A 12,967-nucleotide genomic window follows, 5' to 3' on the forward strand; every position below is an offset into this window, starting at 1 on the left:
CGGGAGGGCGGATCTCACGCTAAGTGAAACCGGAATTGCGGGAATAGGCCCACGGGTCATGGCATGGGCCGTTCAATATCTATATATCTCGAACCCTCCGCTCCGGCCAGCCGGACGGACGATTCGGTTAATCGCCTTCTCCGGGCGGGCCTGACGGGGGTTTTCATGGACGGCGCCAGAGTCTCCTTCGCCGACAGCACCAAGGTCGTCGGCCTCGTGATCGGCGCGCTCCTCATCGCGCTCTCCGTCGTGATGCTGGTCCCGGTTCTGGCTGAGATTGTCGCCGAGAGCGGCGACTGGGAAGCCTTCCTGTCGAGCGCCGTCGTCACCGGCTTTGTCGGCGGCGCGCTGATGCTTTCCAACCAGACGGAGGACCGCGATCTCGGCCACCGTGCCACTTTCCTCGTCACCACGCTTGGCTGGCTGTCGCTCAGCGCCTTCTCGGCGCTGCCCTTTGCCTTCTCCAAGGTCGATATGAGCTATACGGACGCCTTCTTCGAGGCCATGTCCGGTTTCACCACCACGGGCTCCACGGTGATGGTCGGCCTCGATGCAACGCCGCCCGGCCTTCTTCTCTGGCGCTCGCTCCTGCAATGGATGGGCGGCATCGGCATCATCGTCACGGCGGTCGCCATTCTGCCGTTCCTGCGTGTCGGCGGAATGCAGCTCTTTCGTACCGAAAGTTCCGACCGCACGGAAAAAGTGTTGCCGCGCCCGGGTCAGATCGCGGTCGCCATCGGCGAGGTCTATCTGCTGCTCACCCTGCTTTGCGCGCTGGCCTATATCATCGGCGGCATGAGCGCGTTCGATGCGCTCAACCATGCGATGACGACCATCTCGACCGGCGGTTATTCGACCCATGATGCGTCGTTCGGCTATTTCGACAGCAGCTTCATTCACTGGGCCGCCATCATATTCATGGTCTCGGGTGCCTTGCCGCTCATCCTTTATGTGCAGACGCTGCGCGGCACCGGCGAAACATTGTGGGGCGATCCGCAGGTGCGCGCCTTCATCACCATGCTCGCCGTCACCTCCGTCCTCATGGCACTCTGGCTCGCCGCCCGGGGCGACTATCATTTTTTTGAGGCGTTGCAGCTCACCGCCTTCAACGTGGTTTCCGTCGTCACCACAACGGGTTTCGCCAGCACCGACTACACGCTTTGGGGGCCGTTCGCGATCATGGCCTTTTTCATCCTGATGTTCATCGGCGGCTGCACGGGATCGACGTCCGGTGGCCTCAAGATGTTCCGTCTGCAGATTCTCGCGCTCCTTTTCAAGAGCCAGGTCCGCCAGACGCTCTATCCCCATGTCGCGCAGACATTGCGCTATGCCGACCGCACGGTGAGCCGGGAGATCGTTTTCTCCGTCGCGCTCTTCGTCTTCGTCTATATGGGGTCGATCCTTGCCGTCTCGCTGGCGCTCGCCGCTTTCGGCCTCGACCTCGTGACGGCGCTTTCCTCCGCCGTCACCGCCATCGCCAATGTCGGCCCCGGCCTCGGCCCCGTCGTCGGCCCCGCCGGTAATTTCTCCTCCCTGCCGGACGGCCCCAAAATCATCCTCGCCTTCGCCATGCTCCTCGGCCGCCTCGAACTGCTGACGGTGCTAGTGATGTTCTCGAAGGATTACTGGGAGCGGTAAGGGGAGTTAGAGAGTCTGCGAGCCAGTAAGTTTGATCAGGCCGCGTTCGCCGGGATACAGCGCATCCATTTTGGGGCGCCAAATGAAGCTGATCTCGAGGGCAATGCCGAGGCGCTCTGCGAGGGTGACAATCGTTCGACACGCAGCGTTCGAATCCTGTCTTTGTACGGACAAGTCGATCTTTTGCAGGTAGGCAAAGCCGTCTGTTTCCTTTTTGCCTTGCACGAGATTTGCCGGGCAATGACTACGAAGTTCATCGAAACTCCTGAATCGTTTTGCTGCAATCAGCAAGATTTCGTCGAGCAGATGATTCCAGTTCGGCCTTTCGATGAACTTTCCATCGATTTCAGCGCTTAGCACCTTTGTGTGAGTTAGCCGGGGCAATGCCCGGGGGTCGATACGTCTTTCCATTGTCGGTGCTGGCGCGCTAGTGCGCGAAGCCACACTCGGTCTCGTTCCTTCTAGCGCATCCAGGGCCCTGTTGATGACGGCTTCTGGAGTGGTGTCGACAAACGGCACGGCGTGCTGTTGAAGCCGCTGAAAGGTCGCTGCGCTGATTCTAATCTCGTGCTCTATCATTTTTCATTTCGCTATACGAGGAATACGGCGTATTTTCGTATAACAGGAGAATACGAATCATGCAAGATAGTACGAGATTGCATCAAGGAACTAAGCTACCTACTTTGAATACATATATTTCCTGTATTCACAGCAGGTACTCATGCCCACCTCTGTCCGCCTCGATGCAGAACTGGAAGCGCGTCTCGATCTTCTCGCGAAGAAGACGGGGCGCACCCGCGCCTATTATCTGCGCGAGATCATCGAGCGGGGGCTCGACGAGATGGAAGACTATTATCTCGCCGCCGACGTGCTGGAGCGTGTCCGCAAGGGCGAGGAAAAAACGCATTCCGCGGCCAAGGTGAGAAAAGACCTTGGCCTGGACGATTGATTATACCGACGACGCCATAAACCAGCTTCGCAAGCTCGACAAGCAATCGGCGCGGCGCATCGTCGAGTATATGGACGAACGCATTGCCGGCGCAGCCAACCCGCGCAGCTTCGGCAAGCCGCTCTCGGGTCCGCTCGGCCAGTTCTGGCGCTACCGCGTCGGCGACTTCCGGATCATCTGCGACATCGAAGATGAAGTGCTGCGCGTGTTGGTCGTCCGCATCGGCGACAGGAAAGACGTCTACCGCAAGGCAAAGCGGTAGGAGAACCTAGAGGCTCTCCTCCACCTCCGCCGGCACATTCAGCGGTATCTTGAGGTACCGCTTGCCGTTGTCCTCCGCGGGCGGCACGTGGCCGGCGCGGATGTTGACCTGGATCGAGGGCAAGAGCAGCACGGGCGCCGCCAGCGTCGAGTCGCGCTTTTCGCGCATGGCGACGAAGCTGTCCTCGTCCACGCCGTCATGGACATGGATATTGCGGGCGCGTTCGTCCGCTACCGTCGTTTCCCACACATAATGGTCGCGGCCTTCCGGCTTGTAGTCGTGGCACATGAAGAGCCGCGTTTCGGGCGGCAGGGCCAGCAGTTTCCGGATCGAGCGGTAGAGCGTGCGCGCGTCGCCGCCGGGGAAGTCGGCCCGCGCCGTGCCGTAATCCGGCATGAAGAGCGTGTCGCCGACAAACACCGCATCGCCGATCCTGTAGCTCACACAGGCCGGCGTGTGGCCCGGCGTCCCGATCATCTCAACCGTCAGCCCGCCGATCGCGAGGCTTTCGCCTTCCTTGAACAGATGGTCGAATTCGCGGCCGTCGGTCGGGCCCTTCTGGTTGAAGACGGGCGTGAAGATTTTCTGCACATCGTTGATATGCGCGCCGATGCCGATTTTCGCGCCCGTCTTTGCCTTCAGATATTGCGCGGCGGACAAGTGGTCGGCATGGGCATGGGTTTCGAGGATCCATTCGATCCGCGCCTTCGCCTTTTCGGCGGCGTCGAGCAGCCTGTCGGCGCTTGCCGTCGAGAGTTTGCCCGACTTCGGATCGTAGTCGAGCACGGGGTCGACGAAGGCGGCGGCGCGGCTGTCGGGATCGACCACCAGATAGCTCACCGTATTGCTTGCCTCGTCGAAAAAGCCCTGTATTTCCGGCCTTTTGTCGTTGCTCATGAGGTTCTCCTTCTTCGTTTCCGGCCGGTTTTCAACATCCCGTCCGGTCTGTCTCTTGACACATATATTAGCATTCACTAATTTAGCAATACGTGAAATAAAGATCGGCCGGAGGCCGGACGATGCGGATGATGAAAAGCGATATCTCGAAACTCGCCGAAAGCGCGGGCGAGGCGGCGCGGATGCTCCGCCTGCTTGCCAACGAAAAGCGCCTGCTGGTGCTGTGCGCACTGGCGGTGAAAGGCGAGGCGAGTGTCGGCGAGCTCGCGGCCGAAGCCGATCTCGGCATGTCGGCGCTGTCGCAGCATCTGGCGAAGCTCCGCGCCGACGGCCTCGTCGCGACGCGGAGGGAGGCGCAGACGGTCTATTACCGGATCGACGATCCCGATGCCGCGAAGATCATGAAGACGCTGAAAGACATTTATTGCGCGTGAGCGTCGTGTGCCCGCGCCCCAAGGAGAACGGAAAATGAGCCTCAGGACCCTCACCCCCGAAGAAGCGAAGGCGATGGCCGCGCGCGGCGCCGTCATCGTCGACATACGCGAGCCGGACGAGTTCGCCCGCGAGCATATTCCGGGCGCAGTCAATGAGCCGCTCTCGAAGCTTGGCGGCCATCCGGCCGCCGCGGGCGCGGGCATCGTCGTCTATCACTGCAAATCCGGCATGCGCACCAAAGCCAATGCCGCGAAGCTCGCCGCCCCGGAAAGCTGCGAAGCCTATATACTCGAAGGCGGGATCGATGCCTGGAAGGCGGCGAAGCTGCCCGTCGCGGCCGATGCCGCGCAGCCCCTCGAGCTGATGCGCCAGGTGCAGATCGCGGCGGGCTCGCTCGTCTTGCTCGGTGTGGCGCTCGGCGCGGGCGTGCATCCGGGCTTCTACGCGCTTTCGGCTTTCGTCGGCGCGGGCCTCGTCTTTGCCGGCGTCTCCGGCTTTTGCGGCATGGCGCGCTTCCTCACGGCTATGCCGTGGAACCGGGCGCTGCGCGCCTGAGGGCGGCTCTTCAGGCCGCCCTTATCCCCGCTTCAATCGTATCCTCGACCGTTCTGAGGCCCGGCCGCGCGGCGGAAACCAGCACTGCCATGTTGCCCGGCAGATGTTCGTTCTTCCACATCTTGGTATGCGCCAGCGGAATATCCGCCCACGGAAGCACCTCCGACATGCAGGGGTCGATGCGCCGTTCGATAACGAGCTGGTTCGCCGCGCTCGCCTGTTTCAGATGCGCGAAATGCGAACCTTGAATGCGCTTCTGGCGCATCCAGACGAAGCGTGCGTCGAAGGTGAGGTTGAAGCCCGTCGTACCGGCGCAGAAGACGACCATGCCGCCGCGCTTCGCCACCATGCAGGAAACCGGAAAGGTCGACTCGCCGGGGTGTTCGAACACGATATCGGGGTCGACACCCTTGCCGGTGATGTCCCAGATTGCCTTGCCGAACTTGCGCGCCTCTTTCATGAAGTCGTTGAACTCCTCGGAGTTCACTTTCGGCAACTGGCCCCAGCAATTGAAATTCTTTCTGTTGATGACGCCCTTCGCGCCCATCGACATCACGAAATCATGCTTGCTGTCGTCGGAAATAACGCCGATGGCATGGGCGCCGGCCGTCGCGCAGAGCTGCACCGCGAAGGAGCCGAGACCTCCGCTCGCGCCCCACACCAGAACGTTCTGTCCGGGCGAAAGGATGTGCGGGCGGTGGCCGAAGAGCATGCGGTAGGCCGTCGCTAATGTCAGTGTGTAGCAGGCACTCTCTTCCCAGGTGAGGTGCTTCGGGCGCGGCATCAGCTGCTGCGATTGCACGCGGCAGAACTGCGCGAAAGAGCCGTCCGGCGTCTCGTAGCCCCAGATGCGCTGCGTCGGCGAGAACATCGGGTCGCCGCCATTGCATTCCTCGTCGTCGCCATCGTCCTGGTTGCAATGGATGACGACTTCGTCGCCGACCTTCCACCGCTTCACCTTGGCGCCAACCGCGTAGACGATGCCGGAAGCGTCCGAGCCTGCGATGTGATAGGGCAGCTTGTGAACGTCGAAGACGGAGATCGGCGTGCCAAGGCCCGCCCATACGCCATTGTAGTTGACGCCCGCCGCCATCACGAGAACGAGCACCTCGTTGCTGTCGATCTCCCATGTCGGCACGACCTCGACCTGCATCGCCTGCTGCGGCGGTCCCTGCCGGTCCCTGCGGATCGTCCATGCATACATGTTTTTCGGCACATGACCGATGGGCGGTATCTCACCGACCTCGTAGAGATCTTTTTTCTCCGTATACGTCATATTTGCCTCGCTCGCTCAGGTGCCGCTTTGGCGCGGATCATTGGCATTTGACGCTGCGGATGCAAGGGTATTTTGCGGTGCAATATCAAAAGGCCGGGGCCGGAAGGCCGGAATTCCGCCAGTTATTTGCGGTGGCGGGAAGGCAATTGCGGAGTTATACTACGCACATTGCACGGAGGAGGAGAGACCGATGCAGAAAATCAAGGACACCTATGCATTAGCGCTGGAAGACAGCCACTGGTCCGTACCGCAGAATTTCGATGCGATGTTCAACTGGAACTACGACCCCGAACGCAACGCGATGATGGGCCTCTATCGCAAGGGCGTCGAGATGCAGTGGGACGCGAACGAGCGTCTCGACTGGTCCCAGGAACTCGACGAAGACAATCCCGAACAATTGCCCGACGAGATGCTGCCGATCAACGGCATGGCGCAGTTCGAGAAGATGTCGCGCAAGGAGAAGGCCAATGTGCGCAAGCATTTTCAGGCCTGGCAGCTTTCGCAATTCATGCAGGGCGAACAGGGTGCGCTGATCTGCACGGCGAAGATCGTCACGCAGGTGCCGGACATGGACTCGAAGTTCTATGCCTCGACGCAGGTGATCGACGAGGCGCGCCATGTCGAGAGCTACAAGCGGTTGCTCGAAAAATTCCAGCTTGCCTATCCGATGACAAAGCCGCTGCAGGACCTGATCGAGCAGACGCTGCTCGATAGCCGCTGGGACATGACCTATCTCGGCATGCAGGTCGTGATCGAGGGGCTGGCGCTCGCGTCCTTCGCGCAGATACGCGACAATGCGCAGAACCCGCTTGCCGCGGCGGTGAATGCGTATGTGATGCAGGATGAAAGCCGCCATGTCGCTTTCGGGCGCTTGGCGCTGCGCGACTATTATCCGCAGCTCACCGAAAAGGAACGCGACGAGCGCGAGGAGTTCCTGCTCGAAGCGAGTTACCTCATGCGCGACCGTTTCGACGCGGTCGAGGTTTGGAAAAATCTCGGCCTCGATCCCGTCGCCTGCGGCGAGCATATGTATAATTCGGGCTTCATGACGAAGTTCCGTTCGTCGCTCTTCCAGCGCATCGTGCCCATCGTCAAGGATGTCGGCCTCTGGGGCCCGCGCATCCGCAAGGGCTATGAGGAGATGGGCGTCATGGACTACGCCAATCAGGATGTCGATCAGATGCAGTCCGACGACGAAAGCATCGCGCTCGAGTTCGATGCCCGCCGCCGCCACATCGAGAGCATGGCGGCGCGCGCAAATGGCATGACGGCGACGGCCGCCGCCGACTGAGCGTTAAATTCAGTTGCCGGCTACCATGTTGCGTGAGCGCCGGAACCATCGGGTTGGTTCCGGCGCTTTCGTTTCATGCCGTCTCAGCGAAAGGCGAGACCGTCAAACTCTCCCGAGTTTCGCCAGCCTTCCAGATATTTGAAATAGGCCGTCGCGCCTGCCGGGTAGCCGACATTGTATTTGGCGGCGGGCCCTGCGGCCTTGCCTTCATTGTTGTAGTAGCCCGGCGTGCAGTCGGGGGAGCCGATCATCCGGCCCATGCCGGTTAGCAGCAGCGCCACCCATTCATCCTGCGCTTCCTTCGTCACTTCGATTTCCTTCGCGCCCTTCTTCTGTGCGTGGGAAATGATCGCGGCGATGGTCGCGCCCGCTTCGGTGAGATTGTGCGGCACGTTGGAAATGAGGTTCGCGCCTTGCGTCGGCTGCACGAAGAAGGCATTCGGAAAACCATGAACGTGGATGCCGTGCTTGGTGCGCATGCCCTCCGCCCAGGCTTCCGAGAGTTTCAACCCGTCGCGGCCCGTCAGGTCGAAGCCCGCGCGGCGCGTCCATTCGGTGCCGACTTCAAAGCCTGACGCATAGATGATGCAATCGACCTCATACTCGACGCCGGCGACGACGAAGCCCTTCTCCGTGATCTTCTCGACGCCCTTGCCGTCCGTGTCGATGAGATGCGTGCCGGGCGTGTTGAACGACTGAAGATAAGCGTCGTGGAAGCAGGGGCGCTTGCAGAGCTGGCGATACCAGGCTTTCAGCTTCTGCGCCGTCTCCTTGTCGGCAACGATCTGATCCACGCGGGAACGGATTTCTTCCATCTTCTCGAAATCGGAATCCTCGAATGCCGCCATCATGTTTTCGGGCGTCATCTTGTCGCGCGGCAGTTCCATGATCCTGGCGCGGATGCGGCGCGAGAGGTCCGTCCAGCCGTCCTGCACCAGGTCTTCCTCGACGATGTCGCCGCCCTGGTTGGCGGTGAAATTTTCAAGCCAGCGTTTCTGCCAGCCCGGCGTGGCGATGGAGGCAAACCATTCGGGATCGAGCGGCTTGTTGGCGCGCACATCGACGGATGAGGGCGTGCGCTGGACGACATAGAGCGTCTTGCATGCCTTGGCGAGGTGCGGCACGGCCTGAACCGAGGTTGCGCCTGTGCCGATGATGGCGACGCGCTTGTCCGCGAGCTTTTCCATCAGCGCGCCCTTGGGGTCGCCGCCCGTGTAGTTGTAGTCCCAGCGGCTCGTATGAAACGAGTGGCCCTTGAAGCTCTCGATACCCGGAATGCCCGGCAGTTTCGGTACATGCAGGGGCCCGGTACCCATGCCGACATAGTCTGCGGTGAAACGGTCGCCGCGATTTGTTTCGATCACCCAGCGCGATTGGTCCGCATCCCACGTCATGTTCTCGACTTCGGTGTGGAACAGCGCGTTCTCATAAAGCCCGTATTGTTTTCCGATGCGCTGGCACTGGGCGAGAATTTCCGGCGCGTGGGCGTATTTCTCGCTCGGCATATGGCCGGTTTCTTCGAGCAGCGGCATGTAGATCAGGGATGCCGTGTCGCATTGCGCGCCGGGATAGCGGTTCCAGTACCAGGTGCCGCCGAAGTCGCCGCCTTTCTCGATGATGCGCACATCGGTGATGCCCGCTTCATTGAGGCGTGCGCCCGTGACAAGACCGGCAAAGCCGCCGCCCACAAAAGCGAAAGTCACATGATCCGTTTTCGGCTCGCGTTCGGCGCGCGGCGTGTAGGGATCGTCGAGGTAATGCGCGAGCTGGTCCTTGATCTGGAGATATTGCTCGTTGCCATCGTCCCGCAGGCGCTTGTCGCGTTCCGCGCGGTAGCGTGCAAGCAGGGCTTCCTTGTCGATGGGCGTGCGGGCGGGCGCGGTGCTCTCGGTCGTCGTGGTCATCAGGCGTTTCCAATATGATAATTTGTCAGTTTGTTTTTTCCTATTCTTCCGATCTTGCGGCGCGATGCAACGGAAACTGTGCGCGGCGGTGAAATTTGGCGGAAACCTACGAAAAAGCCGCTATGTGGCGTTCCACATAGCGGCTTTCCTGTACGTGCCGGCTTGCCGGGCTGGGCTTACCAGAGGCCGTGTTTCTGCACCTCGGCGCGGCCCACCACCATGTGATGGACTTCATCCGGACCATCGGCAAAACGCAGGTGGCGCATGTCGGTATACATGTCGGCCAGCGGCGTCCATTGCGAGATGCCGGCGGCGCCGTGCATCTGGATGGCCTGATCGATGATGAGGCAGACCTTCTCCGGCACCATCGCCTTCACGGCGCTCACATAGACGCGGGCTTCCTTGTTGCCCAGAACGTCCATCGCCCTCGCGGCCTGAAGCACGGCGAGACGCATCGCATTGATTTCGATGCGGGCGCGCGAAATGATCTCGAGGTTTCCGCCGAGTTTCGCAATCGGCTTGCCGAAGGCTTCGCGCGTCGCGGCGCGCTTCACCATCAGTTCCAGCGCCTTCTCCGCCTTGCCGATCGAGCGCATGCAATGATGGATGCGGCCGGGGCCAAGGCGGACCTGGCTGATCTCGAAGCCGCGGCCCTCGCCGAGCAGGATGTTTTCCTTGGGCACGCGCACATTGTTGAAGCGGATATGCATGTGGCCGTGGGGCGCGTGGTCCTTGCCGAAGACTTTCATCGGCCCGAGAATTTCGACGCCGGGCGTGTCGATCGGTACGAGGATTTGCGACTGTTGCTTGCTGGGCGGTGCGTCCGGGCTCGTGCGCACCATTACGATCATGATCTTGCAGCGCGGGTCGCCGGCACCGGAAATATAGAACTTCTCGCCATTGATGACCCAGTCATCGCCGTCAAGCACGGCGCTGGTGCGCACGTTCTTGGCGTCGGAGCTCGGCACATCGGGTTCGGTCATCGCATAGGCGGAACGGATTTCGCCGTTGAGGAGCGGCTCCAGCCACTTCTTCTTCTGCTCCGGCGTGCCGACGCGCTCCAGCACTTCCATGTTGCCCGTGTCGGGCGCGCTGCAATTGAGCGATTCCGATGCGAGCGGCGATTTGCCGAGTTCGACGGCGATATAGGCGTAGTCGAGATTGGTGAGGCCGGAACCGATTTCGGACTCAGGCAGGAAGAAGTTCCACAAGCCCGATTCCTTCGCCTTGTTCTTTGCGCCTTCCAGCAGCTCAAGCTGGCGCGGATGCCAGCTCCAGCGATCGGTCTTTTCGTCCTGGAGGCGGAAGAACTCCTCCGTGATGGGATCGACGTTTTCGGCGATGTGTTTTTTCACAGCCGCCATCAGAGGCCGCGCCTCTTCCGACATGGCAAGCTGAAACAGGTCTTGATCTAGGTCTGACATAAATTCTGTCCATTCATGGTGATTCAGTTCTGATCCGCGCAGGGTAGCGCGTTGCGGCGCCCGGCGAAATCTATTGCGGTGTCCGTCATGCCGTTTGCGGGCCTGCGGCCGCTGCTTGGCTCTTTTGCAGCGCAGCAAAGCCTGTGATAATGGCATGACAAAGGTTTGTGGACGCGAGGTAAGGCGATGAGCGGGAACGGTGGAAACGGCGCGGGCGGTCCGAAAAAGGACCAGCCCTGGATTTTCCGCACCTATGCCGGTCATTCGACGGCCAAGGCCTCGAACGAGCTTTACCGGACGAACCTGTCGCGCGGCCAGACGGGCCTCTCGGTCGCCTTCGATCTGCCGACGCAGACGGGCTATGACAGCGATCATGTTCTGGCAAAAGGCGAGGTCGGCAAGGTCGGTGTGCCGGTCTCCCATATCGGCGACATGCGGGCGCTGTTCGACGGCATTCCCATGGAGCAGATGAACACCTCCATGACGATCAACGCGACGGCGGCCTGGCTGCTGGCGCTCTATATCGCCGTCGCCGACGAGCATGGCGCGGACCGCGCGAAGCTTCAGGGCACGGTCCAGAACGATATCATCAAGGAATATCTCTCGCGCGGCACTTATGTGTTTCCGCCCGCGCCGTCGATGCGGCTGCTGACCGACGTCGTTTCCTACACCTACACGCAGGTGCCGAAGTGGAACCCCACCAATGTCTGCTCCTACCATCTGCAGGAAGCGGGCGCGACGCCGGTGCAGGAACTTGCCTTTGCGCTGGCGACCGCGCAGGCCGTGCTCGACCGGGTGAAGGAAGGCGGGCAGGTGCCGGAAAAGGATTTTCCGCAGGTCGTCGGCCGCATCAGTTTCTTCGTCAATGCGGGCGTGCGCTTCATCACCGAGATCGCGAAGATGCGCGCCTTTGTCGATCTCTGGGACGAGATTTGCCGCGACCGCTACGGCGTCGAGGATGCGAAGCTCCGCCGCTTCCGCTATGGCGTGCAGGTGAATTCGCTCGGCCTCACCGAGCAGCAGCCGGAAAACAACGTCTATCGCATACTGCTCGAAATGCTGGCCGTCACGCTGTCGAAGAATGCGCGTGCCCGTGCCGTGCAGCTTCCGGCATGGAACGAGGCGCTCGGCCTGCCGCGCCCGTGGGACCAGCAATGGTCGCTCCGCGCACAGCAGATCCTCGCCTATGAAAGTGACCTTCTCGAATATGGCGACATCTTCGACGGGTCGAAGGTGATGGATGCGAAGGTCGAGGCGCTGAAGGCGGAAGCGCGCGAGGAGCTTGCGCGCATCGAGGAGATGGGCGGCGCGGTTGCCGCCGTCGAGAGCGCCTACATGAAAGAGCGCCTCGTCGAATCCAATTCCGCGCGGCTCGAAGAGATCGAAGCCGGGCGGCAGGTCGTGGTCGGCGTCAACAGATACGAGGAATCGGCGCCGTCGCCGCTCTCCACGGGTGCTGGCTCGATCCATGTGGTCGATGCGGGCGTCGAGGCGGAGCAGGTCGCGGCGCTGAAGAAGTGGCGCGAAACGCGCGACGCCGCCGCCGTCGAAGCCGCTCTTGCCGATCTTCGGCGCGCGGCGAAGGACGGGCGCAATATCATGGAGCCTTCGATCGTCTGCGCGAAGGCGGGCGTCACGACCGGCGAGTGGGGCGCGGCGCTGCGCGAGACCTTCGGCGAGTATCGCGCGCCGACGGGTGTTTCACGCGCGGCGCGCAATGCACCCGGCGATCTCGATCCCGTGCGGGAGATGGTCAATGCCGTTTCGGCGAAGCTTGGGCGCCGTCTCAAATTCCTTGTCGGCAAGCCCGGCCTCGACGGTCATTCCAATGGTGCCGAGCAGATTGCGGTTCGCGCCCGCGACAGCGGCATGGATGTCGTCTATGAGGGCATTCGCCTGACGCCGGAACAGATCGTCCAGGCGGCGCTCGATGGCGAGGTCCATGTGGTCGGGCTCTCCATCCTGTCGGGCAGTCACGTGTCGCTGGTGGCGGATCTGATGGACCGCATGCGCGATGCCGGGCTCGCCAACATACCGGTGATCGTCGGCGGCATCATCCCGCCGGAGGATGAGGAGACGCTCCGCGCCGCCGGCGTCGCCGCGATCTACACGCCCAAGGATTTCCAGATCAACGACATCATGGCCGATGTGGTCCGCCTCGTGGACTACACCACCGAAGAGGCGGCGTGAGCCTGAGACACACGGATCACATTCTCGCCATATTCCCATAATGTTTCCGCCGCATTGGAGTCCTTGAATGAGACAGTTCAAGGATTTGGCTGGCGGTGTTTCGATCGGACGTATTGATTTTCTGCGGACTCCGTTCCCGCCGTCAC

12 protein-coding genes are annotated in these 12,967 nt (G+C 61.4%); 7 read left to right on the plus strand and 5 right to left on the minus strand.

What is annotated here, in order from left to right:
* Nucleotides 1–165 precede the first annotated feature (165 nt).
* Nucleotides 166–1,638 carry a TrkH family potassium uptake protein gene (locus PLAV_RS08170; protein ID WP_012110521.1) on the plus strand — a complete coding sequence of 491 codons (1,473 nt, stop codon included), beginning with the start codon at nucleotides 166–168 and terminating at the stop codon, nucleotides 1,636–1,638.
* Between the two features lie 6 nt (nucleotides 1,639–1,644).
* Here PLAV_RS08170 and PLAV_RS08175 read toward each other — a convergent pair whose 3' ends face one another.
* Complete coding sequence (locus PLAV_RS08175) at nucleotides 1,645–2,217, minus strand: T4SS efffector SepA family protein (RefSeq protein ID WP_012110522.1); 573 nt, start codon at nucleotides 2,215–2,217, stop codon at nucleotides 1,645–1,647.
* 142 nt (nucleotides 2,218–2,359) lie between these two features.
* Here PLAV_RS08175 and relB point away from each other — a divergent pair, with 142 nt between their 5' ends.
* Entirely contained in the window at nucleotides 2,360–2,587 is a 228-nt protein-coding gene (gene relB, locus PLAV_RS08180; protein WP_012110523.1) for a type II toxin-antitoxin system RelB family antitoxin, read from the plus strand.
* Nucleotides 2,571–2,849, plus strand: a complete 279-nt coding sequence (locus PLAV_RS08185) for a type II toxin-antitoxin system RelE family toxin (protein WP_012110524.1) — start codon at nucleotides 2,571–2,573, stop codon at nucleotides 2,847–2,849. The genes relB and PLAV_RS08185 overlap by 17 nt, the downstream gene beginning before the upstream one ends.
* Nucleotides 2,850–2,855: 6 nt before the next feature.
* Here PLAV_RS08185 and PLAV_RS08190 read toward each other — a convergent pair whose 3' ends face one another.
* Nucleotides 2,856–3,746, minus strand: a complete 891-nt coding sequence (locus PLAV_RS08190) for an MBL fold metallo-hydrolase (RefSeq protein ID WP_012110525.1) — start codon at nucleotides 3,744–3,746, stop codon at nucleotides 2,856–2,858.
* A gap of 122 nt (nucleotides 3,747–3,868) precedes the next feature.
* Between PLAV_RS08190 and PLAV_RS08195 the strand changes: the two genes are divergently transcribed.
* Together PLAV_RS08195 and PLAV_RS08200 are read left to right on the plus strand one after the other, a co-directional pair.
* On the plus strand, nucleotides 3,869–4,180 hold the full coding sequence (locus tag PLAV_RS08195; RefSeq protein WP_012110526.1) for an ArsR/SmtB family transcription factor: 312 nt from the start codon (nucleotides 3,869–3,871) through the stop codon (nucleotides 4,178–4,180).
* A 34-nt stretch (nucleotides 4,181–4,214) separates the two neighbouring features.
* Nucleotides 4,215–4,736 (plus strand): rhodanese family protein, encoded by a 522-nt coding sequence (locus tag PLAV_RS08200; RefSeq protein ID WP_012110527.1) that lies wholly within the window; start codon nucleotides 4,215–4,217, stop codon nucleotides 4,734–4,736.
* A 10-nt stretch (nucleotides 4,737–4,746) separates the two neighbouring features.
* Here PLAV_RS08200 and ccrA read toward each other — a convergent pair whose 3' ends face one another.
* Nucleotides 4,747–6,012, minus strand: coding sequence for a crotonyl-CoA carboxylase/reductase (ccrA, locus tag PLAV_RS08205; RefSeq protein WP_012110528.1), 1,266 nt, complete (start codon nucleotides 6,010–6,012; stop codon nucleotides 4,747–4,749).
* 190 nt (nucleotides 6,013–6,202) lie between these two features.
* Between ccrA and PLAV_RS08210 the strand changes: the two genes are divergently transcribed.
* Nucleotides 6,203–7,303 (plus strand): ferritin-like domain-containing protein, encoded by a 1,101-nt coding sequence (locus tag PLAV_RS08210; protein ID WP_012110529.1) that lies wholly within the window; start codon nucleotides 6,203–6,205, stop codon nucleotides 7,301–7,303.
* Between the two features lie 83 nt (nucleotides 7,304–7,386).
* Here PLAV_RS08210 and PLAV_RS08215 read toward each other — a convergent pair whose 3' ends face one another.
* Together PLAV_RS08215 and PLAV_RS08220 are read right to left on the minus strand one after the other, a co-directional pair.
* Nucleotides 7,387–9,207, minus strand: a complete 1,821-nt coding sequence (locus PLAV_RS08215; protein ID WP_012110530.1) for a flavin-containing monooxygenase — start codon at nucleotides 9,205–9,207, stop codon at nucleotides 7,387–7,389.
* A 176-nt stretch (nucleotides 9,208–9,383) separates the two neighbouring features.
* Nucleotides 9,384–10,631 (minus strand): acyl-CoA dehydrogenase family protein, encoded by a 1,248-nt coding sequence (locus tag PLAV_RS08220; protein WP_012110531.1) that lies wholly within the window; start codon nucleotides 10,629–10,631, stop codon nucleotides 9,384–9,386.
* Between the two features lie 186 nt (nucleotides 10,632–10,817).
* Between PLAV_RS08220 and PLAV_RS08225 the strand changes: the two genes are divergently transcribed.
* The gene (locus PLAV_RS08225; protein WP_012110532.1) at nucleotides 10,818–12,821 is read left to right on the plus strand and encodes a protein meaA; all 2,004 of its coding nucleotides are present in this window, start codon (nucleotides 10,818–10,820) and stop codon (nucleotides 12,819–12,821) included.
* Nucleotides 12,822–12,967: the final 146 nt, after the last annotated feature.

The sequence above is a fragment of the Parvibaculum lavamentivorans DS-1 genome (assembly GCF_000017565.1).
Lineage (GTDB): Bacteria > Pseudomonadota > Alphaproteobacteria > Parvibaculales > Parvibaculaceae > Parvibaculum > Parvibaculum lavamentivorans.

Coding starts and splice junctions, on each gene's coding strand:
- PLAV_RS08215 (WP_012110530.1), bottom strand. CDS start 9,207: ATGACCACGACGACCGAGAGCACCGCGCCCGCCCGCACGCCCATCGAC.
- PLAV_RS08170 (WP_012110521.1), top strand. CDS start 166: ATGGACGGCGCCAGAGTCTCCTTCGCCGACAGCACCAAGGTCGTCGGC.
- PLAV_RS08190 (WP_012110525.1), bottom strand. CDS start 3,746: ATGAGCAACGACAAAAGGCCGGAAATACAGGGCTTTTTCGACGAGGCA.
- PLAV_RS08200 (WP_012110527.1), top strand. CDS start 4,215: ATGAGCCTCAGGACCCTCACCCCCGAAGAAGCGAAGGCGATGGCCGCG.
- PLAV_RS08175 (WP_012110522.1), bottom strand. CDS start 2,217: ATGATAGAGCACGAGATTAGAATCAGCGCAGCGACCTTTCAGCGGCTT.
- PLAV_RS08195 (WP_012110526.1), top strand. CDS start 3,869: ATGCGGATGATGAAAAGCGATATCTCGAAACTCGCCGAAAGCGCGGGC.
- PLAV_RS08220 (WP_012110531.1), bottom strand. CDS start 10,631: ATGTCAGACCTAGATCAAGACCTGTTTCAGCTTGCCATGTCGGAAGAG.
- relB (WP_012110523.1), top strand. CDS start 2,360: ATGCCCACCTCTGTCCGCCTCGATGCAGAACTGGAAGCGCGTCTCGAT.
- ccrA (WP_012110528.1), bottom strand. CDS start 6,012: ATGACGTATACGGAGAAAAAAGATCTCTACGAGGTCGGTGAGATACCG.
- PLAV_RS08210 (WP_012110529.1), top strand. CDS start 6,203: ATGCAGAAAATCAAGGACACCTATGCATTAGCGCTGGAAGACAGCCAC.
- PLAV_RS08225 (WP_012110532.1), top strand. CDS start 10,818: ATGAGCGGGAACGGTGGAAACGGCGCGGGCGGTCCGAAAAAGGACCAG.